Origin of the sequence: Sphingobium sp. BYY-5, from assembly GCF_022758885.1 — a bacterium.
Lineage (GTDB): Bacteria > Pseudomonadota > Alphaproteobacteria > Sphingomonadales > Sphingomonadaceae > Sphingobium.
Window position 1 is genome coordinate 1,408,406 of record NZ_JALEBH010000001.1, and the last position, 13,677, is coordinate 1,422,082.

At 64.3% G+C, this 13,677-nt stretch carries 14 protein-coding genes and 2 pseudogenes; 4 read left to right on the plus strand and 12 right to left on the minus strand.

Annotated features, from left to right (window positions below):
* Positions 1-95: 95 nt before the first annotated feature.
* Both MOK15_RS06685 and ruvX read left to right on the plus strand, forming a co-directional pair.
* Complete coding sequence (locus tag MOK15_RS06685; RefSeq protein ID WP_242930881.1) at positions 96-1,226, plus strand: DUF3089 domain-containing protein; 1,131 nt, start codon at positions 96-98, stop codon at positions 1,224-1,226.
* Positions 1,227-1,281: 55 nt separating this feature from the next.
* Positions 1,282-1,749 carry a Holliday junction resolvase RuvX gene (gene ruvX, locus MOK15_RS06690; RefSeq protein ID WP_242932662.1) on the plus strand — a complete coding sequence of 156 codons (468 nt, stop codon included), beginning with the start codon at positions 1,282-1,284 and terminating at the stop codon, positions 1,747-1,749.
* Between the two features lie 128 nt (positions 1,750-1,877).
* Here ruvX and MOK15_RS06695 read toward each other — a convergent pair whose 3' ends face one another.
* Positions 1,878-2,039 carry a hypothetical protein gene (locus MOK15_RS06695; RefSeq protein ID WP_242930882.1) on the minus strand — a complete coding sequence of 54 codons (162 nt, stop codon included), beginning with the start codon at positions 2,037-2,039 and terminating at the stop codon, positions 1,878-1,880.
* Between the two features lie 245 nt (positions 2,040-2,284).
* Between MOK15_RS06695 and MOK15_RS06700 the strand changes: the two genes are divergently transcribed.
* Positions 2,285-3,508: an IS256 family transposase gene (locus tag MOK15_RS06700; protein WP_242929997.1), complete on the plus strand. Its 1,224-nt coding sequence runs from the start codon at positions 2,285-2,287 to the stop codon at positions 3,506-3,508.
* 3 nt (positions 3,509-3,511) lie between these two features.
* Here MOK15_RS06700 and MOK15_RS06705 read toward each other — a convergent pair whose 3' ends face one another.
* From MOK15_RS06705 to recO, 9 genes and pseudogenes are all read right to left on the minus strand, one after another.
* Entirely contained in the window at positions 3,512-3,967 is a 456-nt protein-coding gene (locus MOK15_RS06705; protein ID WP_242930883.1) for a hypothetical protein, read from the minus strand.
* 398 nt (positions 3,968-4,365) lie between these two features.
* Positions 4,366-4,683 (minus strand): annotated as a pseudogene (locus MOK15_RS06710) (transposase); the annotation flags it as partial.
* Between the two features lie 3 nt (positions 4,684-4,686).
* A pseudogene (locus MOK15_RS06715) lies at positions 4,687-4,950 on the minus strand (phage integrase N-terminal SAM-like domain-containing protein); the annotation flags it as partial.
* Between the two features lie 168 nt (positions 4,951-5,118).
* A complete protein-coding gene (locus MOK15_RS06720; protein WP_242930884.1) occupies positions 5,119-5,910 on the minus strand; it encodes a LysR family transcriptional regulator in 792 nt (263 codons plus the stop codon).
* Positions 5,907-6,305 (minus strand): Co2+/Mg2+ efflux protein ApaG, encoded by a 399-nt coding sequence (gene apaG / locus MOK15_RS06725; protein WP_242932663.1) that lies wholly within the window; start codon positions 6,303-6,305, stop codon positions 5,907-5,909. The genes MOK15_RS06720 and apaG overlap by 4 nt, the downstream gene beginning before the upstream one ends.
* 38 nt (positions 6,306-6,343) lie before the next feature.
* Positions 6,344-7,552: an aminotransferase class I/II-fold pyridoxal phosphate-dependent enzyme gene (locus tag MOK15_RS06730; protein WP_242930885.1), complete on the minus strand. Its 1,209-nt coding sequence runs from the start codon at positions 7,550-7,552 to the stop codon at positions 6,344-6,346.
* A complete protein-coding gene (locus MOK15_RS06735) occupies positions 7,549-8,541 on the minus strand; it encodes a threonine dehydratase (protein WP_242930886.1) in 993 nt (330 codons plus the stop codon). The genes MOK15_RS06730 and MOK15_RS06735 overlap by 4 nt, the downstream gene beginning before the upstream one ends.
* A 69-nt stretch (positions 8,542-8,610) precedes the next feature.
* Complete coding sequence (leuB, locus tag MOK15_RS06740; protein ID WP_242930887.1) at positions 8,611-9,654, minus strand: 3-isopropylmalate dehydrogenase; 1,044 nt, start codon at positions 9,652-9,654, stop codon at positions 8,611-8,613.
* Between the two features lie 90 nt (positions 9,655-9,744).
* Entirely contained in the window at positions 9,745-10,479 is a 735-nt protein-coding gene (gene recO / locus MOK15_RS06745) for a DNA repair protein RecO (protein ID WP_242930888.1), read from the minus strand.
* A 496-nt stretch (positions 10,480-10,975) separates the two neighbouring features.
* On the opposite strand from recO, the gene MOK15_RS06750 reads away from it, so the two are divergent.
* A complete protein-coding gene (locus MOK15_RS06750; protein WP_242930889.1) occupies positions 10,976-11,227 on the plus strand; it encodes a hypothetical protein in 252 nt (83 codons plus the stop codon).
* A 57-nt stretch (positions 11,228-11,284) separates the two neighbouring features.
* On the opposite strand, the gene MOK15_RS06755 is transcribed toward MOK15_RS06750, so the two are convergent.
* Both MOK15_RS06755 and MOK15_RS06760 read right to left on the minus strand, forming a co-directional pair.
* Complete coding sequence (locus tag MOK15_RS06755; RefSeq protein WP_242930890.1) at positions 11,285-11,728, minus strand: ester cyclase; 444 nt, start codon at positions 11,726-11,728, stop codon at positions 11,285-11,287.
* Between the two features lie 193 nt (positions 11,729-11,921).
* Positions 11,922-13,535 carry a methyl-accepting chemotaxis protein gene (locus MOK15_RS06760; RefSeq protein ID WP_242930891.1) on the minus strand — a complete coding sequence of 538 codons (1,614 nt, stop codon included), beginning with the start codon at positions 13,533-13,535 and terminating at the stop codon, positions 11,922-11,924.
* Positions 13,536-13,677 lie beyond the last annotated feature (142 nt).

A 13,677-nucleotide genomic window follows, 5' to 3' on the forward strand; every position in this document is an offset into this window, starting at 1 on the left:
TTCAAGCGGCTTTAGCACGGCTTGCGCGCGCCCGTTCCATGCGTCAGACAGAGCAGGCATGGGGGCGACACGCTCCTGCTGGTCGGAGAGTGTGGGTGGAGCGCAAATTCCTCTATGTCATCGCGGCGCTGGTGGTGCTGGTGATCGCCGCGCTGCTGGTCTACCGCGTCTGGGGTATGCAATTGATCCGCATGGTGATGGTGCCGCGCGAATCCTTCACCGAGCTTCAGCCGCTGCCCGCCGACGCCTATGTCGACGCGACCATGTGGATCGCCCGGCCGGACATAGAGAAGGGCAATCCGGCGCTCTGGACCCCCGCCGGAGTGACGACGCCCCAGACCGCGCAAAAATCTGCACAGAAGGCCGCGATCTTCTTCATCCATCCGACCAGCTACATCACGACCTTCGGCGACTCCCACTGGAATGCCCGGCTGGACGACAAGGACGCCGACGCCACCGCGAAACGCTTCGTCATGAGCCAGGCGAGCGCCTTCAACGCGGTGGGCACCGTCTGGGTGCCCCGCTATCGCCAGGCCAATTATGGCGCGTTCCTGACCGACAAGCCGGAGGGCGACAAGGCGCTCGCCGCCGCCTATCGCGACATAAGCCAGGCCTTCGCCGCCTTCGTGAAAGCCAACCCGAAAGGCCCGCTGATCCTGGCCGGGCACAGCCAGGGGTCACGCCACCTGTTGCAGCTTCTGCGCGAACAGGTGGCGGGTAAGCCGATCGCCGACCGTATCGCCGCCGTCTATGCCGTGGGCTGGCCGGTGTCGGTGGAGGCGGACCTGCCCGCACTCGGCCTGCCCGCCTGCGCGCGGCAGGACCAGGCCCATTGCATCGTAAGCTGGCAAAGCTATGCCGAACCGGCCGATCCGTCCGCCGTGGTCGAAAGTTTCGAGCGCAAGACCGGCTATACCGGGCAACCGCGCAAGGGCACGCACATGCTCTGCACCAACCCGATCACCGGCGCCTTCAACGGCGCGGCCCCGGCCAGCGCCAATATCGGCACGCTCGACGCGCGCGAACAGGGTAAGGCGCCCAAGCTCATCACCGGCGTGGTTCCGGCGCGTTGCGACACCAGCGGCGTGCTGATGATCGGCGAGCCGGTCGACATGGGCCCGTTCACCCTGCCGGGTAACAACTATCATGTGTATGACTATAGCCTCTTTTGGGGCAATGTGCGTCAGGACGCTCAGAAAAGACTGGCGGCGTTCCTCAGGAAGTGACTTTGGCCCGAATACGTGACAGGGGCATGGTCATGAGAGATTTTGGCCAATGACACTGGTAACGACGGATCGCGTGGCCTTTCGCGAAGCATTGCCGCAGGGCGGACGGCTGATCGGCATGGATGTCGGCACCAAGACGATCGGCCTTGCCCTGTGCGATGCCGCCTGGACAATCGCCAGCCCCGCCTACACCGTCAATCGCGGCAAGTTCAGCAAGGACAAGATCGGCCTCGCCGCCTTCATCACGCAGCAGCAGGTGAAAGGCATCGTCATCGGCCTGCCGCTGAACCTGGACGGCACCAGTTCGCCGCGCAGCCAGGCCAGCCGCGCCTTCGCCCATAATGTCGCGGACCTGGGATGCCCTGTGTTGCTCTGGGACGAACGCTGGTCGACCCAGGCGGTGACACGCACCCTGCTGGAAGCCGACGCCAGCCGCGCCCGGCGCGACGAACTGGTCGACAAGCTGGCCGCCAGCTACATCCTGCAAGGCGCGATCGACGGGCTGGTAGCGGGGTTGGAATAAGCGTTCGAAAGGGGTGCGGAGTGGTTATGCGCATATCCTGGATGCTGACTTTCGTCAGCATGACGGGAATGGGTGGCGAGCAGACAGTCGGCTTTCCGGCAGCGAGTATAGGAAAGCCGCGATGCCGATTAGATTGGCTTAGTTATGACGGCCGCAGCGCGCGCCTGTTGCTGCCCCTCAACGAACGCCGCCTCATAGATGCCTGTCCATTCCTTGAGCATTTCAGGCGATGTGCCACTTTCATCAAGGCTTTCGCTCTGTTTGCTATGCACTTTGTCCCAGAACTTCATTGTGATCGGCCCTTTGGAGCGAACGGCCGATGCGACGGACTGGACGACCGAACGAAGGTTTTCAGTGGAGGGAGGCGCGTTGTCTGTGCCGGACCGCTGGAGATAAGCTAGCCAGCCGATCGATTCCGTGTAACGCTGGGAGGCATCGAGGACACGGAAATGGGTGCGGCTGGAGCCTTCAGCTTCAGGGGACTGTCAGGAATTCCGTGTGTGGGCGGGCATAATGGGTAAGAAGGAGACCCTGTATGCCTCGACGCAAGGAGCCGGCGATCCCGGCTGATTTACTCGATCAACTCTTGGCCGGCAGCGATGCCGCCAGTGCGCTCCAGCAGGGCGGCCTGCTGGATTCATTGAAGAAGGCGCTGGCCGAACGGGCGCTCAACGCCGAGATGGATTACCACCTTGGCGATGCCCCGCAGGTCGGGAACAGCCGCAATGGCTATGGCCGCAAGACGGTGGTGACGGACACCGGCAAGATCGAGATCGAGGTGCCGCGCGATCGTCATGCCAGCTTTGATCCGCAACTGATCGCCAAGTACCAGCGCCGGTTTCCGGGCTTCGACGACAAGATCGTCTCGATGTATGCGCGCGGCATGAGCACACGGGAGATCGTCGGGCACTTGCGCGATCTGTACGGTATCGACGTCTCGCCGGACCTGATCTCGACGGTGACCGACGCCGTGCTCGAAGAGGTCGCCGCCTGGCAGGCCCGACCGCTCGATCCGGCCTATCCGCTGGTTTTCTTCGACGCGATCCGGGTCAAGATCCGTGACGAAGGTCTGGTCCGCAACAAGGCTATCCACATCGCGCTGGGCGTGCGTGCCGATGGCGGCAAGGTCGTCCTGGGCCTGTGGATCGAGCAGAACGAGGGCGCCAAATTCTGGCTGCGGGTGATGAACGAGCTGAGGAACCGCGGTGTTGAGGACATCATGCTGGCCGTCGTAGACGGCCTGAAGGGCTTTCCAGAGGCCATCACCGCCGTGTTCCCCGAGGCGATCGTCCAAACCTGCATCGTCCACCTGCTGCGCAACTCGATGGACTTCGTGTCGTGGAAGGATCGCAAGGCGCTCGCTGGTGCACTGAAGACCGTCTACCGCGCCACCGATGCCATCGCTGCCGAGGAGGCCCTGACAGCCTTCGAGGCCGGCGAATGGGGTCGGCGCTATCCTGCGATCGGCCAGAGCTGGCGCCGTGCATGGGCCGAGGTTATCCCGTTCTTTGCCTTCCCCGACGAGGTCCGCCGCATCGTTTATACGACAAACGCCATCGAGGCGTTGAATGCCCAGCTTCGACGGGCGGTCAGGGCCAGGGGGCACTTTCCCAGCGACGATTCAGCGACCAAGCTGCTCTATCTGATCTTGAACCGATCCGAGAAAGAGTGGAAAATGCCGCCACGTGAGTGGTCCATGGCCAAGGCCCAGTTCGCCGTGCTGTTCGGAGAACGCTTCATCAAGGCCATGGCAGCGTAATGTTCAACCGCCCGCCCACACACGGAATTCCTGACAGTCCCCAGCTTCAGGGAGCCTGTTCCAGACTTCTTGAAGAAAGCCACTACCGAAGCCCAATAGCAAATACTGTTGAGCGGGCTCTCGCGCTGCCAGATCATCATTAACATCGACACTCATCGCGGTGTAATCGGTGTAACCGACATAGCCTTCCGGTCGGCCTAAAAAAATCTCGAAGCTGTCACTCGCCGCTGAAGCGAGTTGGATTGGCCATTTCGACTGGGGATTGCCCATGGCGCTGCGGACATCAGGACGCTTCGAAGTTGCAAGACGTTTGTAGACCGCCGTTAGAGCCAACGCGACAATGACGGTCAATAATCCGAGAAAGTCGTGACGGAAGAGTGCCATGCGCACGATCCCGAATCCCCCCGACAGAATGATGGCGAAGAGAATAAGCGCAGGAAGCCTTGGTTGAATATTCATCCCTCCCGTTTATTCGGCGGTAACCAGCGACACAAGCGCACTGCCCCATCCTTCAATGTCTGCTTCGGAGTGTCGAAATTTAGCTACTGAATGACTGGCTTTTGTGAAGGGTTTCGGGCGCTTGCGTACGAAAGCCTCCAGTGCAGGAACCCGCGGGACCCACGCGCTGGTCTATGGGTAAAGCGGCTTTGGGGTGGTTCGGACGGGTAAGCGAGGCTGATCCGGAAGTGTCGGTTCTGGCCGGATCAACGTGACTTTGTGCGGCGTCAGAGTGCGGACGGTGGTGGTTTTGCTGGTCGGTGTGCCCTGCGCTGGGCTCGCTTCCGGAATGGGCGTGCACTGGGTCATCAGCCAGGACGCCATGGGCGTGACCGTCGTGCAGCCTGAGCCATGCCGGATCATGGCGCATTCCCCCGGATTGGCGATGCCGATGATGGCGGCGCGCGGGGCAGGCACCAGCGGGCGAAGGCCTCGATGATGGTCATGTGCCCGCCGCAACATGGGCATGGCGGGCGATGGTCGGGAAGTTCGTCGGGTTCGGGCTCCTCGACCGGTACAGCAACGCCCAGCAGTCTGCGGGCCAGCGCCATGGTGTCCTTGTGGGTCGAACTGGCGAGCAGGCCGTAATGCCGGATGCGGTGGAAGCCGCGCGGCAGAACGTGGATCAGGAAGCGGCGGACGAACTCGACGGTCGCCAGCGCCATCTCCGGGCGCTTCAGGGTTATCCCGAACAGGAACCGCAGTGCCGACACGGCCCCATTGATCGTGGCCGGCCCCACGGCGCGCTCGTGCTGGTCGACCTGATAACGCCGCAGGTCTTCCATTGTGGCCGTATCCGGCGGACGGCCCAGGAACGCGGCGAAGCTCCGGACATGCCGGATATAGTCCTTCTGCGTGTGCGCCCCGAAGCCACGCATCGTCATGTCTTGCAACATCCGCTCACGCAGCGAATGGGTCGGGGCAGCGGTCGTGATAGCATCCATGGTAAGCTCCTCTCCGTTGAAGGAACTCCACCGTCGGCGGGCGACGCCGCCCCGCCGAAAGCCTCACAAATACTACGCTACGTCACCCCAAGCGACCCTCCCGCGGAGCGGGTTCGTGCACTGGCCAATTGCAGAGACGAAGCACCCCCATCCCCGCCGTCCGTCGCCTTACGCCGTCAGCGCTTCCACCAGCGCCTTGACCTTCTTCTGTCGCCATTGGGGCAGTGGTGCGATCAGCCAGTAGGCGATCGGGGTCGGGCTGGTGTCGCCCACCTGCCGCACCCGGCCTGCCGCCAGGTCCGCCTGCGCCAGCAGCAGCGGCACCCGTGCCCGGCCGAAACCGCTCACCGCCGCCTCGATCGCCAGGCCACCATCGGCGACGCGGATGGTTGCGGGCTTGTCCCCCGCCGGGCAGCCCGGCCAGTCGATGCGATGATCGGGACCGCCCGCCGCCGCCTCGACCGTCACATAGGCGGCCTCGCCAATCTTGACGCCTTCATGCTCGCCCACCCCGTCGGTCAGACGCAGCGCGATGTCCAGATTAGCCTCGGTAAAGTCCAGCGCCTCATCCGCCGCGATCAACTGGAAGGTGAGGTCCGGCTGGCCCACGGCATAGGCGGCGAGACGCGGCTGGAGCCATTTGGCGGTGATGTCGCGCGGCGCGGCGATGGTCAGCGCATGGCTGGACTGGCCCGCCTGCATCGCCCGCACGGCTTCCTCGAACTCCAGGAAACCGGCGCGCAGCGCGTCCAGTCCCGCCTCCGTCTCCGGCGTCAGTTCCAGCCCCTTGGGCGTGCGGCGGAAGAGGACGACGCCCAGCATATCTTCCAGCGCGCGAATCTGCTGGCCCACGGCCGCCGGCGTCACCGCCAGTTCGTCCGCCGCACGGGTGAAGGACAAGTGCCGCGCCGCCGCGTCGAGCACGCGGAGGCCGTTGAGCGGCAAATGGGTGCGCTTCATTCAGCCACCGCCGGAGCGATGAGGGCGAAATGCGGGATGGACACTTCGAAATTCTCGCCGCCGACACCGATCATGCGATAACTGCCCTGCATCGAACCTGTGGGCGTGTTGAGCGGACAACCCGATACATAGTCATAGCTTTTCCCCGGCTGCACCACCGGCTGCTCCCCCACCACGCCGTCGCCATCGACCCGATGCTGGGCGCCGCGCCCATCGGTGATGATCCAGTGGCGGGTCAGGAGCTGCACCGGCTGGTCGCCCATATTCTCGATCCGGATATGATAGGCCCAGAACCAGCGGCCCCGGTCCGGCTCCGACTGTTCGGGCAGGAAAGTGACCGCAACATGCACGGTGATGTCCCGCGTCGTCGCATGGAAGGGAAAGAGCGCAAGCACGGTCATATCTCAGGAATGCGCTCTAAGCCCCTCATCCGTCAACGCCCTATCGCGCGCAGCGCCTGGTCGAAATCGGCGATGACATCGTCCGGGTCTTCCAACCCGACGTTGAGGCGCAGCATGTCTTCGGTGATGCCGACTTCCAGCCGCGCCGCTTCCGCCATGCCGAAATGGGTGGTGGAGGCCGGATGGGTCATCAACGATCGCGAATCGCCGATATTGTTGCTGATGTCGACCAGTTGCAGCGCGTTGAGCAGGCCATGCGCCTCCGCCCGGCCGCCGCCCACATAGAGCGAGAAGATCGGCCCGGCCGCTTCCATCTGCTGCATCGCCAGCGCGTGCTGCGGATGGCTTTCCAGCCCCGGATAGAGGATTTTGGGCAGGCGGGTTTCCAGGAATTGCGCGACCTTCAGCGCATTTTCGCTCTGGCGGCGGATGCGCAGGTCCAGCGTCTCCAGTCCCTTGAGCACTACCCAGGCGTTGAAGGGGCTCAGCGTCGGCCCGGTGTTGCGGTGGAAGGGCAGCAGCACATTGTCGATCCAGTCGCGCGTGCCACAGATCGCCCCGGCAAGCACCCGGCCCTGCCCGTCCATCATCTTGGTCGCGCTATAGGCAACGACATCCGCGCCGAAATCCATCGGCCGCTGCAAGGCTGGCGAAGCGAAGGCATTGTCCACGACGCTGGTGATGCCATGCGCCCTGGCGATGGCACACACCGCCGCCAGATCGACCACGTCCATCGTGGGATTGGCCGGCGTTTCGAAGAAGAAGAGCTTGGTATTGGGCCGGATCGCCGCTTCCCACGCCGCCGTGTCATGCGCGTCGATCGTGGTCGTTTCTATGCCGAATCGGGGCAGCAGCGTGTCGCTCAGCCAGCGGCAGGAGCCGAACGCCGCCTTGGCCGCGACGACATGGTCGCCGGCCGAAAGCTGGCACAGCAGGGCCGCGGTCATCGCCGCCATGCCGGTGGCGGTGGCGCGGCACGCCTCCGCCCCTTCCAGCAGGGCGATGCGCTGCTCCAGCATTTCGACGGTCGGGTTCTGCAGGCGGCTATAGGTCATGCCGACCTGTTCGCCGGCGAAGCGTGCGGCGGCGTCCTCGGCCCGGTCGTAGCAATAGCCGCTGGTCAGGAAGAGCGCTTCGGACGTTTCGCCATATTCGCTGCGAGCCGTGCCGCCGCGAACGGCCAGTGTCGCCGGCTTCCAATTCTTGGTGATGTCAGGGTTCTGCCCGCTCTTCCGCTTCATATCGCTTTCCGCATATCCACTTGTGGCGTCGCGCCGCCCAATATCTCGGCCATCTGGCTCCTGTCGCCATTACCGCCCGACAGGATTACCGCAACCCGCTTGCCGCGCATTCGCTCTTTTTCCTGCATCAGGGCGGCCAGCGCAACCGCGCCCGCCCCTTCGGCCAGGTTATGCGTATCTTCCCAATAGATGCGGATCGCCTCGGCCACCTCATCATCGGTCACGGCGACGAAGCGATCGGCGCGCGGCCCGAAATAGTCGAGCGCCGCCTGGACCGGGGTGCAGACCGCCACGCCATCGGCAAATGTATAGGCGGTCGGGCTGGCGATCAGCCGTCCCGCTTCGAAGCTGCGCTTGGCGGCATCGACATGGGCGGAGACGACGCCCACCACTTTGGTCTTGAGGCCCAGCGCATCCCTTGCCGCAATGGTGCCGCACAGGCCCGATCCGCAACCGACGGGGACATAGACGGTATCGATGTCCGGCACCGCGTCGAACAGCTCCAGCCCATAACTCGCCACGCCGCGCACCAGTTGATCATGATAGGCAGGGACCATGAACAGCCCCTGCTCGGCGGCCAGCCTTGCCGCCTCCGCCTTGGCGCTGTCGAAATCATGGCCATGTTCGATCAGGTTCGCGCCGAATGCACGCATCGCCGCATTCTTTTCCCGCGCATTGCCGTGCGGCACGACGATGGTGGCGGAAAGGCCCGCCGCCGTCGCCGCGCGCACCTGCGCCTGACCGTGATTGCCGCGCGTCGCGGTGATGATGCCCGTCACTTCGGGATGGGTATGCCGCAACCAGTCGATATAGGTGATCGCCCCACGCACCTTGAACGCGCCGGTGGGCGTGTGATTCTCATGCTTCACCCATATGTCGCAGCCGCTCCGCGCAGCCAGCAGCGGCCAGGCATATTGCGGGGTCGGCGGCACCTGGGCATGGACCATGGCGGCGGCGGAGCGGAGCGAGGCAAGCGAAAGGTCGGTCATCCTCGCGCCCTTATCGACCCGGCGCGGACGGCGACAGGACCGATGCCGTGCGATTGGACCGGTCGGGCGTCAGAGCGCAGCGAGGACCGCGTCGCCCATCTCCACCGTGTTCATCGTGCCACCCAGATCGGGCGAGCGCGCGCCACCCGCCAGTGCCTTCGCCACCGCCGCCTCGATCCGGTCGGCCGGTTCGGACAGGTTCAGCGAATAACGCAGCATCATCGCCGCCGACAGGATGGTCGCCAGCGGATTGGCCTTGCCCTGCCCGGCAATGTCGGGCGCGGAGCCATGGATCGGCTCATAGAGGCCCTGGCCGCTGCCGTTCAGCGTCGCCGACGCCAGCATCCCGATCGAGCCGACGCACATGCTCGCCTGGTCGGAGAGGATGTCGCCAAACAGGTTGCCGGTGACGATGACATCGAACTGGCCGGGGTTGCGGACCAACTGCATCGCGGCATTGTCGACATACATGTGGCTGAGCGCCACGTCGGGATAGTCCGCCGACACCTCGATCACCACGTCACGCCAGAGCTGGCTGGTTTCCAGCACATTGGCCTTGTCCACCGAACAGAGCTTGCCGCGCCGGGCGCGGGCGGCCTGGAAACCGGCATGGGCGATGCGCCGCACTTCGGCTTCGTTATAGGACATGATGTCATAGCCTTCGCGCAGGCCGTCGGCGGTGGTGCGGAAGCCCTTTTCGCCGAAATAGACGTCGCCATTGGTTTCGCGGACGATCAGCAGGTCGATCGACCCGGCGACTTCGGGCTTGAGCGCGGATTCATGCGCCAGTTCGGGAAAGACCTTCGCCGGGCGCAGGTTGGAAAAAAGGCCCAGTTCCTTGCGCAGGCCCAATATCGCCTGTTCGGGACGCAGATGACGCTCCAGCGAGTCGCAGTCGGGATCGCCGACCGCTCCGAACAGGATGGCGTCGGCGCGCTTTGCGACCGCCAGCGTTTCAGGCGGCAGCGGATGCCCCACCGCCTTGTAGGCCGCGCCGCCGACCAGCCCATCCTCATAGGTCAGCCCATCGATCGCCAGCGCGTCGAGCACCCGCTTCGCCTGTGCGACGATTTCGGGACCGATGCCATCTCCGGGAAACAGGGCGATCAACATGGAAACTTCCTCACAATATGTTCAGGCCGCCCCACAAGTTGAAACAATAGGGCAGGCTCTCGGCGCAGGCCTTTGCAGAACGAACCCGCATTAGGCAACCGCTCTTTTCAGCCGTTCGACCAGCCGCTCCCGCGCGGCCAGCACATCGGCGCGCCGGTCGATTAAAACCGATCGTTCCAGGAAGAAGCCGGTGAGGCGCAGCCCGTCCACTATCCGCCCCCAATCGCCCATCCCGCCCTCCAGCAGGAAGGGCGGCAGCGGCAGCAGTCGGCTTTCAAAGCCGACCGCGCCTGCCCGGCTCACCGCCGCCGCGCTGCGCGGGCTGACATAAGCGAGATCATCCGTCTCACCGAACGCAGCGCAGCGGGTGAGGTCCAGGCCGAAGCCCAGTTCGGCGAGCAGCAGCAGTTCGTAGCGGACCAGCGCCACTGCCCAGCCCCGCGCCGCCGGCGCCGCCTCGACCGCGCCCAGCACGCCTTCCAGCGCCTGGAACAAGGCGGGACAGGGCGTGCCTTCGGACAGGCTCACGGCCGTAAGCGCGCAACTCCAGTCGATTGCGGCGGCGGGCAACGGTTCCGCCAGCAGGGGCGCGCGGCTATGCTCCAGTTCCACCGTCAGGCTGGGCAGTTGCTCCTCGGTGCGCGCCCGGAATTCCGCCTTCACCGCATTGCCAGGCAAGAGCACAGGACGCAGCGCGCGCGAACGGCCGCCCCGCACATAGCCCGCCACCAGCCCATGGTCCGGCGTCAGCAGCCGGGCGATGGCGCCATGTTCGCCATGATGCCGCACGGCGCAGACGATAGCAGAGGTGGTGAGGTGAGGCATGGTTCCTCTCTGTAAGCGCTGGACGGACGCGCACCAAGTGCGCCACATTAGGTCACAGTTGGTACACGCCGCCAAAGTTCACACCGTCACAGGATACGAAAAACCGGGGCTTTTTGGGCGAACTGCGACCGTGATGCGACGCGGATGCACCCGTGACGCACCGATAAAGCGACAGCGAAGCGCCAGTCGAGTCACACCGACGCGCCATCCAGGTCACAGGCACGCGACAATAGCGCGACAGGTAGCCCGGCGTTGCAGGCGGAGTGGATAGGCTGGCGGATGGGGGAAGGCCGGTCATCCATCAGGATAGATCAGAAAAAATCCTACATTGGTAGGGTCTTGTTACGACGGTCTGCGGGGAGGCAGCGGGATGCCGGGTCAAGCCCGGCATGACGAGGGAAGAACGGCGGCAATCAGGCATTAATCCTCCCCTGCTAGGGGAGGATAGCTGGGAACGGCCACTTGCGGTCGCTCCATATCGCCATATGATTGCGCAATGACTGCCATTCGCACTTACCTGCTAGAGGCGCTTGAGCGTGTCGTTGATGGCGGCGATATCGAGCAAGATGAACTTGAGGCCGTTGTGCCGAACCCGCTGGTCCTCGATCCAGTGGAAAAAGATGCTTGGCAGCAACTGAGCCATTGGGCAGACGACGCGGACATTCGGCAAAGAGACGCGAATTACTCGACGTTCAAACGTGACTGGATGCGAGATCGCATAGCGGCATTAAGGGCGAGCGGCGGCTAACCCTCACCTTATCGAAAGCGGATTGTCCGCTATCAGTTGGACAGTTGAGGTAGGCACCTACGATATGGGCGCCGCTCCGATCTGTTGCATAAGACCTAGGAGGTCTGGCTGACCACGCTCCTCGACGATCTTGCCGTTGTAAATGCGGTAAAAATTCACAGCCTGAACGGCGATCGATTTCCCGGTGGCGGGAACCCCGAAAAAATCGCCTTGGTGCGTTCCCCGCATGGTGAAGCGCGCCGCGATCCGAATATTGTCGGCTCCGAGCTTGTCTTCTTCGGCAACTGTCTCTTCCAGCGTCCACTGGATGTCGGGGAAGCCGCTGCGCATCATACCGATGATGGCGAGATAGCCGCCAAGGCCCTGCATGGGCTCACTCTGGTTCGGGACATGGAAGATCGCGTCGTTGGCGATCAGCTCATTTCCGAGCGTCTCGTCGGCCGTGTTGATGAATTCGACAAAGCGCCGCATGAATGTGTTGGCAATGGCAGACATCATCATCTCCGTTAGAAATCGTTGGCGCGTTATCCGAGCAGCTTCCCGGCATCGGCACAGTTGGACGGAGCATCCTCGAAGATCAAGTGGATGTAGTCGGCGTCGAACGCCTTCGAAGAATTTTCGTCCTGCTGTGAGCTGTCAGCTTTCGCGATGCCGTTACCCAAAGCGGATAGTCGCCTCCCCAGCCTAGCCCTATTCAGGCGGCGCGCAGTTCCTGTAGTACCTTGCGCACGGTTTCCTGCAGTTCGACCGAACGGCTGGACAGCGCGCCGGCGGCCGCGTCGGTGCGGCCCATCGCGTCCTGCGCCTCGACCAGGGCGCTGCTCAGCGCCTCCGCCTGCGCGGCGGCGTCGGCGATATGCCGGGCCATTTCCTCGGTCGCGGCGGCGATTTCGCCGGTCGCGCGAATCTGGTCCGCCACCTGATCGGCAATGGCGGCGGCGGAGGAATCGGCCGTCTCGACGGAGCGGGCCGCTATATCGATCGCGCCCGTCACGCTGCGCGCCGCACGCCGGATATCCTCCAGATAATCATCGATCTGACGGGTCGCTTCCGCCGTCTGCGACGCCAGGCTCTTCATTTCCGACGCGACCACGGTGAAGCCGCGCGTGTCCGCGTCGCTGCGTGCCGCCTCTATCCCCGCATTGAAGGACAAGGTGCGGCTCTGCGCCGCGATGGTGGAAATCAGCGCCACGATCGAACTGGCCGCATCGACGGTCACGGACAGGGCCTGGACTTCCGGATTGAGCGCGCGCGTCGCCACGGCGCCGCTATGCGCGCTATGCCGGGTGCGGCTGGCGCTGGCGCCGACCTCATTGATCGACGCGGCCAGCCGTTCGGTATCCTGGGCGACGGCACGCACGTCGCCTTCGGCCTTGGTATGGGCCGCGCGCAATTCGGTCGACTGGCTGGTCGTGCGATCCAGCAGGCCGAACAGCCATTGCTTGCTGGTGGAAAGCTGACGCGACAACTGTCCCAGATCGCCCACCACCGCGCCCAGCCGCGCCTCCAGCGCGTCGGCGACAAGCCGGCGACGTTCGCCCGCTTCCTCGGCGCGACGCGCCCTTTCCTCGATGACCCGCTGCTTCTCCGCCACGATCTGCGCCTTTTCCAGCGCCGCCAGCGCCGCTTCGGCGCGCTGCTTGGCCTCATCGGCTTCGCCGCGCAGCGCCTCACTCAACGCCCGCGCCTGTGCCTGCGCCCGGATCAACTGGGTCAACCGGTCGATGATCCAGAGGAGCATTGCCGTCTGCAGCAGGACGATCAGCGCATGGAGGCAGACGCGCGAGAGATTGCCGACATCGGCAAAGACCCAGGCGGGTTGCAGATAGGACAGGACCAGGTGATGCGCAGCCGTCGCCGCCGCCCCGGCCAGCATGGCCCGGCGATCGAGCAGCGCCGTCAGCATCGCCAGCGCCGCGAAGAAGGTCATGTGCAGGTCCATCTGCCACTCATGACCGCGTAGCAGGAACAGATAGAGCGCGGGAAAAGCGATCGCGGTGAGCGCCAGCGTCATGCGCGCCGACGCCGAAACGTCGCCGCGCAGCACCATGACGGTGGGCAGCAACGCCAGAACCCCGGCCACCAGCGGCGCGGCGACTGCGTCGGGCGCATCCACCAATGCCGCCGCGAAGGCCAGTATCGGAATGTTCAGCCAGAAGAGGATGATGAGCATCCGGGCGCCGGCAAGCCGCATCGCGCGCAACGGATCATCGCCCTGCCCCGCGGCTCGCCCGGCCAACGCCGGGAAGGAGAAGCGATGCAAGAAATCGCCCCCGCCGGACAGCTCCAGATCAATCCTTCGCGCCATGATCGTCAGCCCCAATAAAGATGCCGGGGCCAAGCTGGCAGAAAAGGGTTAATAGCTTCCTTAACGCTGACGGCCGGGTGGGGTTCAAACGAGTCACGTGCCTCGCCTGAAGGCCGGTGCGATCTTAAAGCATCGAGCTTTA